The sequence below is a fragment of the Enterobacter cloacae complex sp. SHL022 genome (assembly GCF_049237785.1).
Taxonomy (GTDB): Bacteria; Pseudomonadota; Gammaproteobacteria; order Enterobacterales; family Enterobacteriaceae; genus Enterobacter; species Enterobacter hormaechei_C.
Genome location: NZ_JBMKJH010000002.1, coordinates 1 through 17,324 on the forward strand (window position 1 = coordinate 1; position 17,324 = coordinate 17,324).

General features: G+C 53.4%; 18 protein-coding genes, 1 pseudogene and 1 other annotated feature. Of the genes and pseudogenes, 8 read left to right on the forward strand and 11 right to left on the reverse strand.

The genetic code is table 11. The annotated features are described in order from the left end of the window. Nucleotides 1-209 precede the first annotated feature (209 nt). From clpB to rluD, 3 genes are all read right to left on the reverse strand, one after another. The gene (clpB, locus tag ACOTZD_RS04210; RefSeq protein WP_003863168.1) at nt 210-2,783 is read right to left on the reverse strand and encodes an ATP-dependent chaperone ClpB; all 2,574 of its coding nucleotides are present in this window, start codon (nt 2,781-2,783) and stop codon (nt 210-212) included. Between the two features lie 129 nt (nt 2,784-2,912). Then, entirely contained in the window at nt 2,913-3,644 is a 732-nt protein-coding gene (gene yfiH / locus ACOTZD_RS04215; protein ID WP_003863167.1) for a purine nucleoside phosphorylase YfiH, read from the reverse strand. Next, a complete protein-coding gene (rluD, locus tag ACOTZD_RS04220) occupies nt 3,641-4,621 on the reverse strand; it encodes a 23S rRNA pseudouridine(1911/1915/1917) synthase RluD (protein WP_003863165.1) in 981 nt (326 codons plus the stop codon). The genes yfiH and rluD overlap by 4 nt, the downstream gene beginning before the upstream one ends. Nucleotides 4,622-4,752: 131 nt before the next feature. Between rluD and bamD the strand changes: the two genes are divergently transcribed. The 4 genes from bamD to pheA all read left to right on the forward strand — a co-directional run bounded on the left by bamD (nt 4,753) and on the right by pheA (nt 7,520). After that, on the forward strand, nt 4,753-5,490 hold the full coding sequence (bamD, locus tag ACOTZD_RS04225) for an outer membrane protein assembly factor BamD (RefSeq protein ID WP_003863164.1): 738 nt from the start codon (nt 4,753-4,755) through the stop codon (nt 5,488-5,490). 267 nt (nt 5,491-5,757) lie between these two features. Further along, nucleotides 5,758-6,099, forward strand: a complete 342-nt coding sequence (raiA, locus tag ACOTZD_RS04230; RefSeq protein ID WP_003863162.1) for a ribosome-associated translation inhibitor RaiA — start codon at nt 5,758-5,760, stop codon at nt 6,097-6,099. A 104-nt stretch (nt 6,100-6,203) separates the two neighbouring features. Continuing rightward, nucleotides 6,204-6,329: a sequence feature (Phe leader region), on the forward strand. Further along, nucleotides 6,205-6,252, forward strand: a complete 48-nt coding sequence (gene pheL / locus ACOTZD_RS04235; protein WP_100229775.1) for a pheA operon leader peptide PheL — start codon at nt 6,205-6,207, stop codon at nt 6,250-6,252. It overlaps the preceding feature by 48 nt. 30 nt (nt 6,330-6,359) lie before the next feature. Then, entirely contained in the window at nt 6,360-7,520 is a 1,161-nt protein-coding gene (gene pheA, locus ACOTZD_RS04240) for a bifunctional chorismate mutase/prephenate dehydratase (protein ID WP_003863160.1), read from the forward strand. On the opposite strand, the gene ACOTZD_RS04245 is transcribed toward pheA, so the two are convergent. The 3 genes from ACOTZD_RS04245 to aroF are packed head-to-tail and all read right to left on the reverse strand — an operon-like array spanning nt 7,517 to nt 10,652. Further along, the gene (locus ACOTZD_RS04245) at nt 7,517-8,389 is read right to left on the reverse strand and encodes an SMP-30/gluconolactonase/LRE family protein (RefSeq protein ID WP_032609874.1); all 873 of its coding nucleotides are present in this window, start codon (nt 8,387-8,389) and stop codon (nt 7,517-7,519) included. The two genes, pheA and ACOTZD_RS04245, sit on opposite strands and share 4 nt — an antisense overlap. Nucleotides 8,390-8,449: 60 nt before the next feature. Further along, nucleotides 8,450-9,571, reverse strand: coding sequence for a bifunctional chorismate mutase/prephenate dehydrogenase (gene tyrA, locus ACOTZD_RS04250; protein ID WP_022649060.1), 1,122 nt, complete (start codon nt 9,569-9,571; stop codon nt 8,450-8,452). 10 nt (nt 9,572-9,581) lie between these two features. Next, on the reverse strand, nt 9,582-10,652 hold the full coding sequence (gene aroF / locus ACOTZD_RS04255; RefSeq protein WP_048241938.1) for a 3-deoxy-7-phosphoheptulonate synthase AroF: 1,071 nt from the start codon (nt 10,650-10,652) through the stop codon (nt 9,582-9,584). A gap of 212 nt (nt 10,653-10,864) precedes the next feature. Between aroF and ACOTZD_RS04260 the strand changes: the two are divergent. The 4 genes and pseudogenes from ACOTZD_RS04260 (at nt 10,865) to ACOTZD_RS04275 (ending at nt 13,641) form a co-directional block, all read left to right on the forward strand. After that, nucleotides 10,865-11,240 (forward strand): annotated as a pseudogene (locus tag ACOTZD_RS04260) (DUF2799 domain-containing protein). 153 nt (nt 11,241-11,393) lie between these two features. Next, nucleotides 11,394-11,930: a YfiR family protein gene (locus tag ACOTZD_RS04265; RefSeq protein WP_023323613.1), complete on the forward strand. Its 537-nt coding sequence runs from the start codon at nt 11,394-11,396 to the stop codon at nt 11,928-11,930. Continuing rightward, on the forward strand, nt 11,923-13,143 hold the full coding sequence (gene dgcN, locus ACOTZD_RS04270) for a diguanylate cyclase DgcN (RefSeq protein ID WP_023323614.1): 1,221 nt from the start codon (nt 11,923-11,925) through the stop codon (nt 13,141-13,143). The genes ACOTZD_RS04265 and dgcN overlap by 8 nt, the downstream gene beginning before the upstream one ends. A 12-nt stretch (nt 13,144-13,155) precedes the next feature. Then, entirely contained in the window at nt 13,156-13,641 is a 486-nt protein-coding gene (locus ACOTZD_RS04275) for an OmpA family protein (protein ID WP_047055250.1), read from the forward strand. Between the two features lie 2 nt (nt 13,642-13,643). Here the strand turns inward: ACOTZD_RS04275 and ACOTZD_RS04280 are convergent, their stop codons facing one another. From ACOTZD_RS04280 to rimM, 5 genes are all read right to left on the reverse strand, one after another. After that, complete coding sequence (locus tag ACOTZD_RS04280; protein WP_023314689.1) at nt 13,644-15,014, reverse strand: PepSY-associated TM helix domain-containing protein; 1,371 nt, start codon at nt 15,012-15,014, stop codon at nt 13,644-13,646. Between the two features lie 38 nt (nt 15,015-15,052). Beyond that, nucleotides 15,053-15,457 (reverse strand): DUF2946 domain-containing protein, encoded by a 405-nt coding sequence (locus ACOTZD_RS04285; RefSeq protein ID WP_045346112.1) that lies wholly within the window; start codon nt 15,455-15,457, stop codon nt 15,053-15,055. Nucleotides 15,458-15,589: 132 nt separating this feature from the next. Then, complete coding sequence (gene rplS / locus ACOTZD_RS04290) at nt 15,590-15,937, reverse strand: 50S ribosomal protein L19 (RefSeq protein WP_002914145.1); 348 nt, start codon at nt 15,935-15,937, stop codon at nt 15,590-15,592. 43 nt (nt 15,938-15,980) lie between these two features. After that, nucleotides 15,981-16,748, reverse strand: coding sequence for a tRNA (guanosine(37)-N1)-methyltransferase TrmD (trmD, locus tag ACOTZD_RS04295; RefSeq protein ID WP_003863138.1), 768 nt, complete (start codon nt 16,746-16,748; stop codon nt 15,981-15,983). A gap of 31 nt (nt 16,749-16,779) precedes the next feature. Further along, nucleotides 16,780-17,319 (reverse strand): ribosome maturation factor RimM, encoded by a 540-nt coding sequence (gene rimM / locus ACOTZD_RS04300; protein ID WP_003863136.1) that lies wholly within the window; start codon nt 17,317-17,319, stop codon nt 16,780-16,782. Nucleotides 17,320-17,324: the final 5 nt, after the last annotated feature.

Genomic DNA, 17,324 nt, shown 5'->3' on the forward strand with positions numbered 1-17,324 from the left:
TGCTTTTCTCTGCTGACCCGGCGGCTTGCGTGCCGTTGTTCCGTGTCAGTGGAGGCGCATTATAGGGAGTTATTCTGAGGCTGCAAGTGCAAAGTGAAAATTATTTACCGACTGCTCACTTTCCAGGCAAAACACATCTCAGACATTAATTCTTGCCTGGTTTTTAAACAAAAACGAGCCGCAAGCGGCCCGTTTTTGCGTTTTGTGACTTACTGCACTGCCACAATTCGGTCTTCGTTGGCTTCCAGACGGATAACTTTGCCCGGAACCAGCTCCCCAGAGAGGATTTGCTGTGCCAGCGGGTTTTCGATCTGCTGCTGGATAGCACGTTTTAACGGACGCGCGCCATAAACAGGATCGTAACCATTCTCGCTCAGCAGTTTCAGCGCATCATCAGAGATGTGGATTTCATACCCACGCTCTTCCAGACGTTTGTACAGACGCTGCAACTGGATCTGCGCAATCGACGCAATGTGTTTCTCACCCAGCGGATGGAACACGACCACTTCATCAATACGGTTGATGAACTCCGGACGGAAGTTTTGGCTGACCACACCCAGCACCAGATCTTTCATATGGCTGTAATCCAGCTCACCGAAGCGTTCCTGAATCAAATCGGAACCCAGGTTCGAGGTCATGATCACCACCGTGTTACGGAAGTCGACCGTTCTTCCCTGCCCATCCGTCAGACGCCCATCATCCAGCACCTGCAACAGAATGTTAAACACGTCAGGATGTGCCTTTTCTACTTCATCCAGCAGGATGACGGAATAAGGACGACGGCGAACCGCTTCCGTCAGATAACCGCCCTCTTCATAACCGACATATCCCGGAGGCGCACCGACCAGACGCGAGACGGCGTGTTTCTCCATAAACTCGGACATATCGATACGCACCATCGCGTCATCGCTGTCGAACATAAAGTTAGCCAGCGCTTTACACAGCTCGGTTTTACCGACACCGGTTGGCCCCAGGAACAGGAACGAGCCGATTGGACGATTCGGATCGGACAGCCCCGCACGGCTACGACGAATGGCGTTAGATACCGCTTCGACCGCTTCGTTCTGTCCAATGACGCGCTGATGCAGATCCTGCTCCATACGCAGCAGTTTCTCGCGTTCGCTTTCCATCATGCGAGCCACAGGAATACCCGTCCAGCGCGCCAGCACTTCGGCAATCTCGGCATCCGTCACTTTATTACGCAACAGACGCATGGTTTTGCCTTCCGATTGCGTGGCGATCTCAAGTTGTTTTTCCAGCTCAGGGATCTTGCCGTACTGTAGTTCGGACATCCGTGCCAGATCTCCTACGCGACGCGCCTGCTCAATGGCAATTTTAGCCTGCTCCAGCTCCGCCTTGATTGTCTGGGTGCCAGAGAGGGAGGCTTTCTCAGCTTTCCACTCTTCTTCCAGCTCAGAATACTGACGCTCTTTCTCGTCCAGTTCTTCGTTGAGCATATCAAGGCGTTTCTTGCTCGCTTCATCAGACTCTTTGTTCAGCGCCTGCTGTTCCAGCTTGAGCTGGATAATACGGCGATCGAGTCGGTCCAGCTCTTCCGGTTTCGAGTCAATCTGCATACGGATGCTGGACGCCGCTTCATCGATAAGGTCAATGGCTTTATCCGGCAACTGACGGTCGGCAATGTAACGATGCGAAAGCGTCGCCGCCGCAACGATGGCCGGGTCGGTGATCTGCACGTGATGGTGCAGCTCATAACGCTCTTTCAGACCACGCAAAATGGCGATGGTATCTTCTACGCTTGGTTCAGCGACAAACACCTTCTGGAAACGACGCTCCAGCGCGGCATCTTTTTCAATGTACTGACGGTACTCGTCCAGCGTAGTGGCGCCGACGCAGTGAAGTTCACCGCGCGCCAGAGCAGGTTTCAGCATGTTCCCTGCATCCATTGCGCCGTCAGCTTTACCCGCCCCCACCATGGTGTGCAGTTCGTCGATAAACAGGATGACGTTACCTTCCTGCTTCGCCAGATCGTTCAGCACGCCTTTCAGACGCTCTTCAAATTCACCGCGGTATTTCGCCCCGGCCACCAGCGCGCCCATATCCAGCGCCAGTACGCGACGGCCTTTCAGCCCTTCGGGCACTTCGCCATTAACGATACGCTGCGCCAGCCCTTCAACGATGGCGGTTTTACCGACGCCTGGCTCACCAATCAGCACCGGGTTGTTTTTGGTACGACGTTGCAGTACCTGGATTGTCCGGCGGATTTCTTCGTCGCGGCCGATCACCGGGTCAAGTTTGCCCTGCTCGGCACGTTCGGTCAGGTCGACCGTAAATTTCTTCAAAGCCTGACGTTGGTCTTCGGCTCCCTGGTCGTTCACGCTTTCACCTCCGCGCATTTTCTCAATCGCCTGGGTCACATTAGCGGTGGTTGCACCGGCGGATTTCAGCAGGTCGGTTAAGGTACCGCGTGATTCAAGCGCCGCCAGAACAAACAGCTCTGACGAAATAAAGTTGTCCCCACGTTTTTGCGCCAGCTTGTCGCAAAGGTTCAGCACGCGCACCAGATCCTGCGACGGCTGCACGTCGCCGCCGGTACCTTCGACCTGCGGTAAACGGCTCAGCGCCTGATCGATGGCGGTGCGTAACTGGCCGGCATTAATGCCAGCGGACGTTAATAACGGACGTACCGATCCCCCTTCCTGATTCAGCAAGGCGCTCATTAAATGAAGAGGTTCGATAAATTGGTTGTCGTGCCCCAGTGCGAGGGACTGGGCATCGGCGAGAGCAAGCTGGAATTTATTAGTAAGACGATCCAGACGCATAACTCCTCCCATAACAGGTCAAATTTGCTACTGGAGATTAAATGAGGTCATCCCTCAATTATTCAAGGTTAATAACCTGAATTATGTGAAAAGAAAACGGCGCGTACCGGATCGTCTTGATTCTTTAGGTTATATCAGCCAAATGAAACTTGCCATACGGCCTGTCGTCTTGTCGCGGCGATAGGAGAAAAAATCACCCTTTTCGGTGAAGGTACAGCGATCTCCGCCGAAGATTTGGGTCACACCGACGTTATTCAGGCGCTGGCGGGCAAGCTGGTAAATATCGGCCAGATATTTATCTCCGGAAGCCACAAACGCTTCGACCGCTTGTGGATCTTTTTCCATAAAGGCATCGCGCACTTCGGGCCCGACCTCAAATGCCTGCGGGCCAATCGCCGGGCCAAGCCAGGCGATGAGATTTGCAGAATCGTCCTGGAAGCAGGCGACGGTCTCTTCCAGCACGCCTTCGCACAGGCCTCGCCATCCGGCGTGGGCAGCAGCCACTTCAGTTCCTGCCTGATTGCAGAACAACACCGGCAGGCAATCAGCAGTCATCACCGCGCAAACCGTTCCCGGCGTATTGCTGTACGAAGCATCGGCGCGTTTAGACGCATAGGGCTCACCCGTCAGCTTCAGCACCGCTTTACCGTGCACCTGCTCAAGCCAGACCGGTTTTGAAGGAAGGTTTCCCGCAGCAAAGAGGCGTTTACGGTTCTCTTCAACGTGCTCCAGGTTATCGCCACAGTGCGCACCGAGGTTCAAAGACTCCCACGCGCCCTGGCTCACGCCACCGATACGGGTTGAACTACAGGCGGCCACGCCTTCAGGCAGTGGCCACTCCGGGACAATCAGTTTGGTCATAACCAGTCCACGTGATCCTTATGTTCTTCGAAATCTGCGCGCATCGCGTCGATAAGTTCCACCATATCCTGTGGGATCGGCGCATGCCATTCCATCTGAATTCCGGTGATTGGGTGGTAAAGACGCAGCATCGTCGCATGCAGCGCCTGGCGATCGAATTTACGCAGCACGGAGATGAATTCATCCGATGCGCCCTTTGGTGGACGCGGACGACCGCCGTAAACCGGGTCACCCACCAGCGGATGGGTAATATGCGCCATGTGCACGCGGATCTGGTGAGTACGCCCGGTTTCCAGGCGCAGACGCAGGCGCGTATGAATACGGAAATGTTCCATGATGCGGTAATGGGTCACCGCCGGTTTGCCCATCGGGTGTACGGACATATGCGTACGCTTGGTTGGGTGACGGCTGATAGGCTCTTCCACCGTGCCGCCAGAGGTCATATGACCAATCGCCACCGCTTCATACTCACGGGTGATTTCGCGCAGTTGCAACGATTCCACCAGGCGAGTCTGGGCGGGAACCGTCTTCGCCACCACCATCAGACCCGTGGTGTCTTTATCCAGACGGTGAACAATACCGGCACGCGGTACGTCGGCAATCGGCGGATAATAATGAAGGAGTGCGTTAAGTACCGTACCGTCAGGATTGCCCGCGCCCGGGTGAACAACAAAGTCGCGCGGCTTGTTGATGACCAGAATGTCGTCATCTTCGTAGACGATATCCAGCGGGATATCCTGCGGCTCGAAGCGGATTTCCTCTTCGATTTCAGCATTGATGGCGACAGCTTCCCCACCAAACACTTTCTCTTTTGGTTTGTCCCAGATCTTGCCGTTTACCAGCACGCGCTGGTCAAGGATCCATTCTTTTATGCGTGAACGCGAATAATCAGGGAACAATTCGGCCAAAGCCTGATCTAAGCGTTGACCGAGCTGATTTTCGGAGACTGTTGCGGTGAGTTCTACTCGTTGTGCCATAAACTGCTTCTTCGTTTAACGTTGGGTTTTACGGCTTTGCCGTTTAATATAGTGTGCTATTGTAGCTGGTCTTAATCGGGAGCAGGAACTGAGTTTCTCCCGGACAAACATTTGAGGAAAGTCAAAACGTCATGACGCGCATGAAATATCTGGTGGCAGCGGCCACGTTGAGCCTGGCTTTGGTGGGCTGCTCCGGTTCGAATGAACAGGTCCCTGACAATCCGCCGAATGAAATCTATGCGACTGCACAACAAAAGTTGCAGGACGGTAACTGGAAACAGGCGATAACGCAACTGGAAGCGTTGGATAATCGCTATCCGTTTGGTCCGTATTCGCAGCAGGTACAGTTAGATCTTATCTACGCCTACTACAAAAATGCCGATCTGCCGCTGGCTCAGGCAACGATCGATCGTTTCATGCGTCTGAACCCTACCCATCCTAACATCGATTACGTGATGTACATGCGCGGCCTGACTAACATGGCGCTGGATGACAGTGCATTGCAGGGCTTCTTCGGAGTGGATCGTTCAGACCGTGACCCGCAACATGCGCGTGATGCTTTCAATGACTTCTCCAAACTGGTGCGTAGCTACCCGAACAGCCAGTACATTACCGATGCCACTAAGCGTCTGGTGTTCCTGAAAGATCGTCTGGCGAAATATGAGTACTCCGTTGCGGAATACTACACCCGCCGTGGCGCATGGGTTGCCGTGGTTAACCGTGTAGAAGGCATGCTGCGTGATTATCCGGATACCCAAGCCACGCGTGATGGCCTGAAGCTGATGGAAAATGCGTATCGCCAGATGCAGATGACGGCTCAGGCTGACAAAGTGGCGAAAATCATCGCCGCGAACAGCAGCAACACCTGATACCGCTACAACGCATAACGGCAGCCCGCGGGCTGCCGTTTTTTTATTCTTTCAGACTTACGCTGAAGCGGTTTAGCTTCAACACATCCATTCAACTATGACCGCAATTGTTGGCTTCGACAAGGTAAATCTCACCTCTTCCTGCCCTGCCTCACAAAAAAGATTCCCTGACAAAAACCGACAAAATAACGTGATCTAAATCACACATTTTGACATTGGGTCGGGTATGCTGGAATCACCAAGACGGAAAGACAAGAGGTAAAATTTATGACAATGAACATTACCAGTAAACAAATGGAAATTACTCCGGCAATCCGCCAGCACGTCGCAGACCGTCTCGCCAAACTGGATAAATGGCAAACACATTTGATTAATCCACATATCATCCTGTCCAAGGAGCCGCAGGGTTTCATCGCTGATGCAACTATCAATACTCCAAACGGCCATCTGGTCGCCAGCGCAAAACACGAGGATATGTACACCGCAATTAACGATTTGATCAACAAGCTGGAACGGCAGCTCAATAAAGTGCAACACAAAGGTGAAGCACGTCGCGCCGCAACCTCGGTGAAAGACGCCAGCTTCGCGGAAGAAGTTGAAGAAGAGTAATCCTCTAAAATTGAGTGTACCGACAACGCGCCTTCGGGCGCGTTTTTTATTGACAGGATCAAAACAGTGCAGGTACTTTAACCCTATCAATTTCAGGATGACTTTATGAAACAGACGCCGTTTTTCTTCGCATTCTTTTTTACCTTCCCCTGACCGGGAGGCGTTTCGTCGTGTGATAAAGAATGCGAAGACGAACAACAAGGCCTCCCACACCGGGAGGCCTTTTTTATTGATAACGATAAAATGAGACAGACAACACTATGACACCGGAAAACCCGCTCCTGGATTTACGCGTAAAAATCAGTGCACTCGACGAAAAATTACTGGCCCTGCTGGCAGAACGCCGCGCACTCGCCGTTGAAGTGGGAAAAGCCAAGCTCGAGTCCCATCGGCCGGTGCGCGATATCGATCGCGAACGTGATTTACTGGAACGGTTGATTCAACTCGGCAAAGCGCATCATCTGGATGCGCACTACATCACCCGCCTGTTCCAGCTCATCATCGAAGACTCCGTTCTGACGCAACAGGCCCTGCTCCAGCAGCATCTGAACAAAACCAACCCGCACTCTGCTCGTATCGCTTTCCTCGGCCCGAAAGGGTCCTATTCTCACCTGGCGGCTCGCCAGTACGCAGCCCGCCATTTCGAAGAGTTTATTGAGAGCGGCTGCGCGAAATTTGCAGACATTTTCAACCAGGTCGAAACCGGCCAGGCAGATTACGCCGTGGTGCCTATTGAGAACACCAGTTCCGGCGCCATCAACGATGTTTACGATTTGCTCCAGCACACCAGCCTGTCGTTAGTCGGCGAGTTGACCATCCCTATCGATCACTGTGTGCTGGTCTCTGGCTCAACCGATCTGAGTCAGATCGAAACGGTGTACAGTCACCCGCAGCCGTTCCAGCAGTGCAGCCAGTTCCTGAACCGTTATCCGCACTGGAAAATTGAGTACACCGAAAGCACCTCGGCGGCGATGGAAAAAGTGGCGCAGGCAAACTCTCCTGCCGTCGCGGCTCTCGGTAGCGAAGCGGGCGGCGCGCTGTATGGCTTACAGGTGCTGGAACGCAATCTGGCCAACCAGACGCAGAATATCACCCGTTTCGTGGTTCTGGCCCGCAAGGCCATCAACGTGTCGGACCAGGTCCCGGCGAAAACCACCCTGTTGATGGCGACCGGCCAGCAGGCGGGTGCGCTGGTTGAAGCGCTGCTGGTGCTGCGTAATCACAACCTGATCATGACGAAGCTGGAATCCCGCCCAATACATGGCAACCCGTGGGAAGAGATGTTCTATCTCGACGTTCAGGCCAACCTGGAGTCTGCATCCATGCAGAAAGCCCTGCGCGAACTGGGCGAGATCACACGCTCCATGAAAGTGTTGGGCTGCTATCCGAGCGAAACCGTGGTCCCGGTCGATCCGGCTTAATGTTCGATAAAGCGGCTTTTCTTCATCCCTGCCACATTTACAGGCAGGGTGAAGATGGCACCGGAAAGCGGGTATTTCTCCAGCTCCTCCGCCTCCATATTTTCCCGCGTGGTGGTGATAAACAGCGTTTTCATATCGTCGCCGCCAAAGCAGACCATTGTCGGGCAGCGTACCGGCAGCCGGTGCTCTTCCAGCTGTTCGCCTTGCGGTGAAAACCGTGCGATACGCCAGCCGTCAAACAGTGCGCTCCAGTAGCAGCCTTCCTCATCCATTGCCGCACCGTCGGGAATACCGTCTCCCTCGCTAAACCGGCGAAACTCTTCGCGCTTACCGGGTTCCCCCTGCTCATCAAGCGGCGTACGGTAGATCACACCGTTCGGCGTATCAGAAGTAAACATCCACCGTTTGTCAGGACTAAACGCTAAACCGTTATGCCCCTGGATATCGCACTGGATCACTTTCGGCGTCAGGTCGTTGTCGATACGCATCAACATGGCCCCGTTATAATCTCCCGGCCCCCAGAACGTGCCCGCATAAAACCGTCCCTGATGATCGGTACCGCCATCGTTAAAACGTGCAAGCTGCGGGTTGGATGGGTTATCGCAAACCTTACGCTGGAGCAGGCCGTGTTTATCGGTCAGCCAGATGGCGTTTCGCATCGCGACGATAAATCCGCCGCGTTCACGCAGGGCAAAACACCCAACTTCTTCATGGAATGAGAGCACCGAGTGTTCCGCGGTGGGCAGATGGTACCGATGGATCTCCCCTTCCAGGATATCCGCCCAGTAGAGCGCCTTCTCTTCTGCACTCCACGTCGGGCATTCAGGCAGATGCCCGGTATAGTTCAACAGCAGCTGCGGTTCAGCCATGACAGTTCCCCAAAATGAAAAAAGCCAGCAATGCTGGCTTTCAGTATATACATCATTAGATTACTGGCGACTGTCATTTGCCTGGCGCAACAGCGTGCGGCTTTCACTCTGGAATCGCGTGGCGTAATCACCGAACCAGTGCTCCACTTTACGGAAACTGTCGATAAACGCTTGTTTATCGCCGTGTTCCAGCAAGGTGATCGCTTCGCCAAAACGCTGATAGTAGCGCTTGATCAGCGCCAGGTTATTTTCAGACGACATGATGATGTCGGCGTAAAGCTGTGGATCCTGGGCAAACAGTCGCCCCACCATCGCCAGCTCCAGACGATAGATTGGCGAGGAAAGCGCCAGCAATTGTTCAAGCTGAACGTTCTCTTCCGCCAGGTGCAGACCATAGGCGAAGGTTGCAAAGTGGCGCAGCGCCTGAATAAACGCCATGTTCTGATCGTGCTCAACCGCACTGATACGGTGCAAACGTGCCCCCCAGACCTGAATCTGTTCCAGGAACCACTGATACGCTTCCGGCTGACGACCGTCGCAGTAAACCACTACCTGCTTCGCCAGGCTGCCGCTGTCCGGGCCAAACATCGGGTGTAACCCAAGCACGGGCCCGGTGTGCGCCGCCAGCATTGCCTGTAGAGGACCATTTTTAACGGACGCCAGATCCACCAGAATGCAATCTTCCGGCAGCGGAGGAAGTTTCGCGATAATCTGCTCCGTCACATGAATCGGTACGCTGACGATAACCATTCCGGCATCCTTCATGAGTTCCGGTGCATGCGGCCAGTCCTCTTTTTCCAGGATGCGCACCTGATAGCCAGAAAGCGTCAGCATTTTTTCAAACAGACGCCCCATCTGGCCGCCGCCACCGACAATCACCACCGGACGCAGCGACGGACAGAGGGTTTTGAAGCCCTTGTCGTTTTCGCTGGAATAGGATTCCCGCATCACACGACGCAGGACATCTTCAATTAAGTCCGGTGAAACGCCCAGCGCCTGTGCCTCTTTACGGCGGGAGGCGAGCATAGAGGCCTCACGCTCCGGAACGTAAATTGGCAGGCCGTATTTGCTTTTAACTTCGCCGACCTCAGCAACCAGTGCCATGCGGCGCGCCAGCAGGTCCAGCAACGCCTTATCCACTTCATCAATTTGATCGCGTAATGCGGTCAATTCAGCAACCATAACTATCCTCTTATGCCAGACGCGTCGCCAGCTGGCCGTTCAAATCTTTGTGGATCTCACGCAGTAGCGCATCAGTGGTTTCCCAGCTGATGCAAGCATCCGTGACGGAGACGCCGGGCTTCATCGCGCTACGCGGCTGTTCCGATGACTGATTGCCTTCATGAATATTACTTTCAATCATCAGGCCGATAATTGAACGGTTACCATCTTTAATCTGTGCAATCACAGATTCTGCAACCGCAGGCTGGCGACGGTAATCTTTATTCGAATTACCATGACTGCAATCTACCATCAGCGCCGGACGCAGTCCCGCCTGTTCCATCTCTTTTTCACACTGCGCGACATCCGCCGGGCTGTAGTTTGGCGCTTTACCGCCGCGCAGGATCACATGCCCGTCCGGGTTGCCCTGAGTTTGCAGCAGGCATACCTGGCCCGCCTGGTTGATCCCGACAAAACGATGGGGCATAGCGGCGGCGCGCATGGCGTTAATCGCCGTAGCCAGGCTGCCGTCGGTACCGTTTTTAAAACCAACCGGCATAGACAGGCCAGACGCCATCTCGCGGTGGGTTTGCGACTCGGTGGTGCGCGCCCCAATCGCAGACCAGCTAAACAGATCGCCGAGGTACTGCGGGCTGTTCGGATCCAGCGCTTCGGTTGCCAGCGGCAGCCCCATGCTGACCAGCTCCACCAGCAGGCGACGCGCAATCTTCAGGCCCGCTTCCACATCAAACGAGCCATCCATGTGCGGATCGTTAATCAACCCTTTCCAGCCAACCGTAGTACGTGGCTTTTCAAAATAGACGCGCATCACCAGATAGAGGCTATCGCTGACCTCCTCCGCTAATGCTTTAAATCGACGAGCGTACTCAATGGCGGTTTCAGGATCGTGAATGGAGCAAGGACCACATACCACCAGCAGGCGCGGATCGCGGCCTGCGATAATGTCAGAAATGGTCTGGCGCGAGTGCTCAATCTGAGTTTCCTGCGCGACGCTCAGCGGGAATTCCGCCTTCAGTTGATCCGGGGTGATTAACACCTGTTCGTCAGTGATATGTACGTTGTTCAGCGCGTCTTTTTGCATGATTGCGATCCTGTCAAACTCGTTTGCGATAGTGGTTTTCCTCGAAGAGGTGACACAACGATATCACATCAAGTAAAGATTTCAATCCAAAATACGTACACATTACTTTACAGAAGCCCTTTAATTGCAAAATTAATGGCCTAAAACCGTAAATTTAAAATTACACACGCACACTTGTAAGCCAGGCTATGCTCACAAAAAGGAGAATAGCCATGCGTTCAATTACTCTCATGTTGTTGTCGCTGATTTTGTCGGGTTGCCAGATCAATCCTTATACTTTTCAGCCTGGCTGGACCAGCCCGGACTGGTTCACTGCCGGTAAAGAAGACGCTATGAATGGTGTTCCGGTTAAAGATAATCAGGCTCTGGCCGATAGTTTTAATGACCCTCAGGTTGATCGAGGGGAATATCTTCGTGGCTACGCTGACGGACAGAAAAAAAATATGCGAAGAGGGCTTTATTCACGCCTGGGGATTAGCGGGAAAATCATTTCCTGCCAGCTGCGATACAACTGAAAATGCAGTAAAACTGCATGAATCCTGGCAACAAGGATTGGATGAAAGTATGCGTTCCAGCAGGCTTAATTGAGCCTGCCTTAATTCCTCTGAATATAGCTCACTGTAAGATTTAGCTTAGGTCAAAACAGGGATATTTCTGACATAATGACGGCTTTGATAAACAATGGTATTCTGCCGACAATTCTTAAGGACATCTATTTCCGGGGCGGTTTGGCGGATTCTGATGAGAAATGCAATCTTGATCGCTTTGCTCCGACTCCCCCTGGCGCTAATGCTGTTCATTTTAGTGGCCCCTGCAAAGGCAGGCTCGTTCACTGAAACGGATAAATCAGTACGTTCGATTGTTTCTGGTATTGTGAGCTACACCCGATGGCCAGCACTGTCTGGCCAGCCTAAGCTCTGTATTTATGCCTCTTCCCATTACAGACAGGCGCTCAGCAGTGAAGATGAACACAACCCGTTGCCCTATAGTCCTGTCATTGTGCATAGCGATCGGGAAGCACTCACAGCAAGGTGCGATGCCCTCTATTTCGGGAGCGAGTCGCCAGCAAAACAACAGGAAATAATAAATCAATATCAGGACCAGGCGTTGCTATTAATGTCAGAACAAAATCCTGAATGCGTTATTGGCAGCGCATTTTGTCTGATAATAGAGCACAACCAGGTCAGGTTTTCCGTAAATCTGGATGCGCTGGCGCGCAGTGGCGTAAGAGTCAATCCGGATGTATTAATGCTCGCACGGAATAAGAAGCATGAATAAGGAAGTCGTACCAACACCGCGTCCGACGTTTAAAAGAACGTTGCGGCGAATCAGCATGATAAGCGTCATTATAACGATGACGTTTATATGGTTGCTGCTGTGTTTCGCTTCCGTGGTGACATTAAAGCAATACGCGCAAAAAAACCTCGAACTTACCGGCGCCACCATGAGCCACAGCCTTGAAGCCTCTCTGGTGTTCAACGATGCCATGGCAGCAAATGAAACGCTGGCGACCCTCGGCAAGCAGGGGCAGTTTGCCGTGGCGGAAGTGCTTAATGCACATCATAAACGGTTTGCCTGGTGGTCGTGGAACCCGGCGGATAATACCGACACGCTGGGCGCGCTGGTCAACCGGTGGCTGTTCCCTGTTCCTGTCGCACAGCCCATCATACATAACGGCAATGTGATTGGCGAAATTCGTCTGACCGCACGCGACAGCCTGATTAGCCACTTTATCTGGCTCTCGTTTGCAGTCCTCACCGGGTGCATTCTTTTTGCTTCTGCCGTCGCATTGACCATCACCCGCTCGCTACATCATGGCATGGTTGTTGAAATGCAAAACATCACTGACGTTGTGCATGACGTTCGCACCAACCGCAACTTTTCTCGCCGGGTAACGGAAGGCCGCATTGAAGAGTTCCACCAGTTTGGAGAAGACTTCAACAGCCTGCTGGATGAAATGGAAGAGTGGCAGCTCAAACTACAGGCGAAAAACGCTCAACTCTTGCGTACCGCCATGCACGATCCGCTCACGGGGCTTGCAAACCGCGCCGCGTTTCGCAACAACATTGCAGCATTAATGAATGACGCTTCGGCAAAAACCAATTCCGCCCTGCTATTTCTGGACGGTGATAACTTCAAGTTTATCAATGACACCTGGGGTCATGCCGCGGGTGACTGCGTTCTGATCGAAGCCGCAAAAAGGATGGTCGAATTTGGCGAAAAACGTCATCAGTCTTACCGTCTTGGCGGCGACGAATTTGCCATGATCCTTTACGGCGTCCACACCGCGCGTGAGGTCGAATATATTTGTGCTGCGCTGTCGCAGCAATTTATCCGTCCGTTTGATCTGCATAACGGGCACACAGCATCAATGTCACTCAGCATTGGCTTTGCTCTGGCATGGGAAAATGCCTCCGTTGAGGCCTTACTGGAGCAAGCCGATCGCAATATGTATCTGGTCAAAAACCAGCGTTCGAAAACAATATCCTGAAAGGAAGACGATATGTTAAAGCGATATTTTGCGCCGTTGTTACTGGCATCACTGGCAATGTCCGGATGCCAGTCATCCCCTGAAGGGAAATTCACGCCAGAGCAAATCGCGGCCATGAAATCCTATGGCTTTAACGAACTGAATGGCGACTGGTCTCTGGGCCTGTCAGATAAGATCCTGTTTGATAAAAATGACGCCAGGCTGCGCCCGGAAAGTGAAACGCAGATCCAGACTATGGCCTCACGCCTGGCGGCAACCGGCCTGAACCACGCCCGGATGGATGGCCATACGGATAACTATGGCGAAGAGAGCTACAACGAAGTGCTTTCGTTAAAACGTGCCAATGTTGTGGCGGATGCCTGGGCGAAGGGCGCGAACATCCCGCGCAGCAACCTCACCACGCGGGGCTTAGGCAAAAAATACCCTGTCAGCAGCAACCGCACTGCACAGGGGCGCGCTGAAAACCGCCGGGTTGCGGTAGTCATCAGCACGCCTTAAGGCTATTTAACGGATGTTCCGGCGAGCGACACGCCTGAAACCGCTCGCCAGCGCAGCCAGTCAATCACAATAAAGACCACCAGACTGACGCCCATTACCGGCAACGCCAGCCCCAGCAGGAGGCTTATCAGGAACGTCACTCCCCTTCCCCACAGCGGCAATGCCAGCCAGCTTTGACAGAGCGTCTGTACCGGGTTCGCGGCTGACGTTGCAGGGCGACGCATCCACCACATCCGGTATCCCCAGATAATCAACACGCACAGCGCAACGCCAAACGCGATGAGCAGCAGCTGATTTGCCAGACCAAACAGGATCCCCATATGGAAATCCACGCCCCAGCGGGTGAGTTTAGCCATCAGCGGGAAATCCCCGAAGCGAGTGCTGTCCAGCACCTTCAGTGAGTGGGGATCCACGGCAACGGCATCAACCTGCGTCGGCCAGCGGCGATCGATTTCCGTCACCGTCCAGGCCTGGTCGTCCCTGCTTGCCGGGCGGATCTCAACCTTTTTCGCATCAATTCCTGACTGGCGGGCGGCCTGCAATACGCTGTCAAAAAGCGACAGTTCAACAGGCATTTCAGGCATCGTCATTCCCCCGTGATGACCACGATGTTCGGCGTGTTCATCCCTCATTTCCGGCGCACCGGAAAGGGTGGTATTTACCTGCGGCGTCAGCCAGTTCATCTCTGCACGCAGCTTATCGACGTTGCCACCGGCCCATTGTGACCAGGTTAACCCGGTGACTGAGAACAGCAGCATTCCCGTCAGTAACGTCCAGCCTAAGATCACATGCAGGCGACGACGATTCTGGAAACGATTGTTAATACGGCGCTTCGGTCGGGTGTAGAACCACAGCGCGATCCCGCCCAGGGCAGCAACCCACATCCACGAGGCGGCTAACTCGCTATAGAGGCGTCCGATGTTGCCCAGCATCAGCGAGGTATGCAGATAATCGATAGTCTGACGCAGCGGTAAAATCCCGCTGGTGCCGTACACAGTCATATCCCCTCGAACCTCAAGGCTGGCGGGATCAATAAAAATAGCCCGATGCTCGGAGGGACCCAGCGCCGGGTCGGCAAACATCACGCGGGTCGTTTCACCCTCTTCCAGCCCCGGACGAACAGCATGTAAACGCAGCGCTGAACCCACGGCCTTTTCTGCCACGGCAATTTGTTCAGCAAGAGGCTGCGCCTCACCAACGGCATCCGTGTGGAGTGCATAATGGTACAGCGCATTTTCAAGCTGCGGCGTGGCGACATACAGCGTACCGGTCAGCGCTGCGAAGAAGATAAACGGACCGACAAACAGCCCGATATAGAAATGGAGGCGACGCAGCAGGTTTCCCCATGCCGCGCGCGGAGTGCAGGTAGTCATACTTTTCCTTTTTAAGGCAAAAAGTGAGTGATTTTGTTTTAAAGGGAGAAAGCAGACCGACGCGGCGGCGCGCGGGTATCGGGGTAAAGCCAGGGGAAAAAGTGCCAGTGGCTGACCGCCTGACGAGGCGGCTTCACGCGCAGCCGCTGCAACACCACGCTGAGCAGAACGATAAGCGCCAGCATCACGCCCGGTACATGCGCTAACAGCACGCAGTAGCCGCATGCTTCAGCATGGTCAACTGGCATAGAATGCGGCATATCACCATGATGCTCGTCCACCGACATCATGCTCATGTCGTGGTGCATGCCCGGCATGGCGCTCATGGGATCTTTTTGCAGCGAGACGGAGATCAGCGGCGCCACGACGATCAGCAGGATCGCAAACAGCGCGGTCAATGCCGCTGCGCGTTTCCAGCTATGCTGATGCAGTACGTTATCCACTTACCCTCCACCCAAGAGGCGAACATTGTAAATGATTTATGACGGAAGGGTTAACGCGAGAGGTGCGATGGGATAAAAAAAGGGCCAGCCTTTCGGCCAGCCCTTTCTAACAGGATGTCGCTTAAGCGAATCTTAGTTCAGACGCTCTTTAATACGAGCAGACTTACCAGTACGCTCACGCAGGTAGTACAGTTTAGCTTTACGTACAGCACCACGACGTTTAACAGCAATGCTGTCAACTACCGGAGAGTGAGTCTGGAAGACACGCTCAACGCCTTCGCCGTTGGAAATTTTACGAACAGTGAATGCAGAGTGCAGACCGCGGTTACGAATAGCGATAACCACGCCCTCGAATGCCTGCAGACGTTTTTTGGAACCTTCAACAACCCATACTTTCACTTCCACGGTGTCACCTGGACGGAAGGAAGGTACGTCCTGCTTCATCTGCTCTTGTTCAAGTTGCTTAATAATGTTGCTCATAATTTAATCTCTTATCCTGGGTAAACTGATATTCGGGAGCGTATTACGCTTTCCCATCATGTTCATGCTGCTGGTGCGCGTGTTCAGTTTTGAACTCGGCCAGCAACTTTGCTTGCTCTTCAGTCAGAGCCAGGTTTTCCAGAAGTTCAGGTCTTCTAAGCCAGGTTCGGCCCAGCGACTGCTTCAAACGCCAGCGACGTATCTCGGCATGGTTTCCAGACAGTAACACTGCCGGGACTTCCATCCCTTCTAACACTTCAGGACGAGTATAGTGTGGACAGTCCAGCAACCCATCGGCAAAGGAATCTTCCGTTGCCGAAGCTTCATGGCCCAGAACCCCCGGAATAAACCGGGCGACGGAGTCAATCAGCGTCATTGCTGGTAACTCACCACCGCTGAGAACGTAATCGCCGATAGACCATTCTTCGTCAATCTCGGTTTGAATTACGCGCTCATCTATTCCTTCGTAGCGACCACAGACCAGAATCAGTTTTTGATTCGTCGCCAGTTCGCTCACGCCCGCTTGATCAAGCTTGCGTCCCTGAGGTGACAGATAAATCACCTTCGCGCCTTCACCTGCCGCGGCTTTTGCTGTGTGAATGGCGTCCCGTAAGGGTTGCACCATCATCAACATCCCCGGTCCGCCGCCGTAAGGACGATCGTCCACGGTACGGTGCCGGTCGTGCGTGAAGTCACGAGGACTCCAGCTCTGGATGCTCAGCAGGCCATTCTTTACTGCCCGGCCAGTTACCCCGTAATCGGTAATCGCGCGGAACATTTCAGGAAACAGGCTAATTATGCCAATCCACATAGCGCCGTCTTTTACCGTTTATCCGGAGAATTTAAAAACCAGGATCCCAATCTACTTCAATGGTTTGAGTAGTGAGATCGACTTTCTTGATAACCTGTCCATCGAGGAACGGAACCAACCGCTCCTTGATGCCAAATGCATCTTTCAGGTTTGCCTTAATGACAAGAACGTCATTTGACCCGGTTTCCATCATGTCGATGACTTTCCCCAGGCTGTAGCCTTCAGTGGTCACTACCTGGCAACCCATAAGGTCTTTCCAGTAGTAGTCACCCTCTTCCAGCTGCGGCAACTGCGACGAATCCACGACAATCTCACAATTAGTCAGCGCATTCGCGGCATCACGATCGTCAATGCCTTTCAGCTTGATGATGATGTCCTGATTGTGGTGACGCCAGCTTTCCAGCTCGACCTCTTCCCACTTACCGGCTTTCTGGATAAACCAGGGCTGGTAATCAAAAATGCTATCAGCGTCTTCAGTGGAGGAAAACACTCTGAGCCAACCACGGATACCGTAGCAAGAACCCATTTTTCCCAATACGATCGGTTCAACAGGTGCTTTATTGCTCATCATGACCA

Excerpts from the sequence above, each read along its gene's own strand:
- raiA (WP_003863162.1), top strand. The coding sequence starts at position 5,758 with ATGACAATGAACATTACCAGTAAACAAATGGAAATTACTCCGGCAATC.
- dgcN (WP_023323614.1), top strand. The coding sequence starts at position 11,923 with ATGAATAAGGAAGTCGTACCAACACCGCGTCCGACGTTTAAAAGAACG.
- tyrA (WP_022649060.1), bottom strand. The coding sequence starts at position 9,571 with ATGGTTGCTGAATTGACCGCATTACGCGATCAAATTGATGAAGTGGAT.
- ACOTZD_RS04275 (WP_047055250.1), top strand. The coding sequence starts at position 13,156 with ATGTTAAAGCGATATTTTGCGCCGTTGTTACTGGCATCACTGGCAATG.
- bamD (WP_003863164.1), top strand. The coding sequence starts at position 4,753 with ATGACGCGCATGAAATATCTGGTGGCAGCGGCCACGTTGAGCCTGGCT.
- aroF (WP_048241938.1), bottom strand. The coding sequence starts at position 10,652 with ATGCAAAAAGACGCGCTGAACAACGTACATATCACTGACGAACAGGTG.
- ACOTZD_RS04245 (WP_032609874.1), bottom strand. The coding sequence starts at position 8,389 with ATGGCTGAACCGCAGCTGCTGTTGAACTATACCGGGCATCTGCCTGAA.
- ACOTZD_RS04265 (WP_023323613.1), top strand. The coding sequence starts at position 11,394 with ATGAGAAATGCAATCTTGATCGCTTTGCTCCGACTCCCCCTGGCGCTA.
- rimM (WP_003863136.1), bottom strand. The coding sequence starts at position 17,319 with ATGATGAGCAATAAAGCACCTGTTGAACCGATCGTATTGGGAAAAATG.
- clpB (WP_003863168.1), bottom strand. The coding sequence starts at position 2,783 with ATGCGTCTGGATCGTCTTACTAATAAATTCCAGCTTGCTCTCGCCGAT.
- pheA (WP_003863160.1), top strand. The coding sequence starts at position 6,360 with ATGACACCGGAAAACCCGCTCCTGGATTTACGCGTAAAAATCAGTGCA.
- yfiH (WP_003863167.1), bottom strand. The coding sequence starts at position 3,644 with ATGACCAAACTGATTGTCCCGGAGTGGCCACTGCCTGAAGGCGTGGCC.
- rplS (WP_002914145.1), bottom strand. The coding sequence starts at position 15,937 with ATGAGCAACATTATTAAGCAACTTGAACAAGAGCAGATGAAGCAGGAC.
- trmD (WP_003863138.1), bottom strand. The coding sequence starts at position 16,748 with ATGTGGATTGGCATAATTAGCCTGTTTCCTGAAATGTTCCGCGCGATT.
- rluD (WP_003863165.1), bottom strand. The coding sequence starts at position 4,621 with ATGGCACAACGAGTAGAACTCACCGCAACAGTCTCCGAAAATCAGCTC.
- ACOTZD_RS04280 (WP_023314689.1), bottom strand. The coding sequence starts at position 15,014 with ATGACTACCTGCACTCCGCGCGCGGCATGGGGAAACCTGCTGCGTCGC.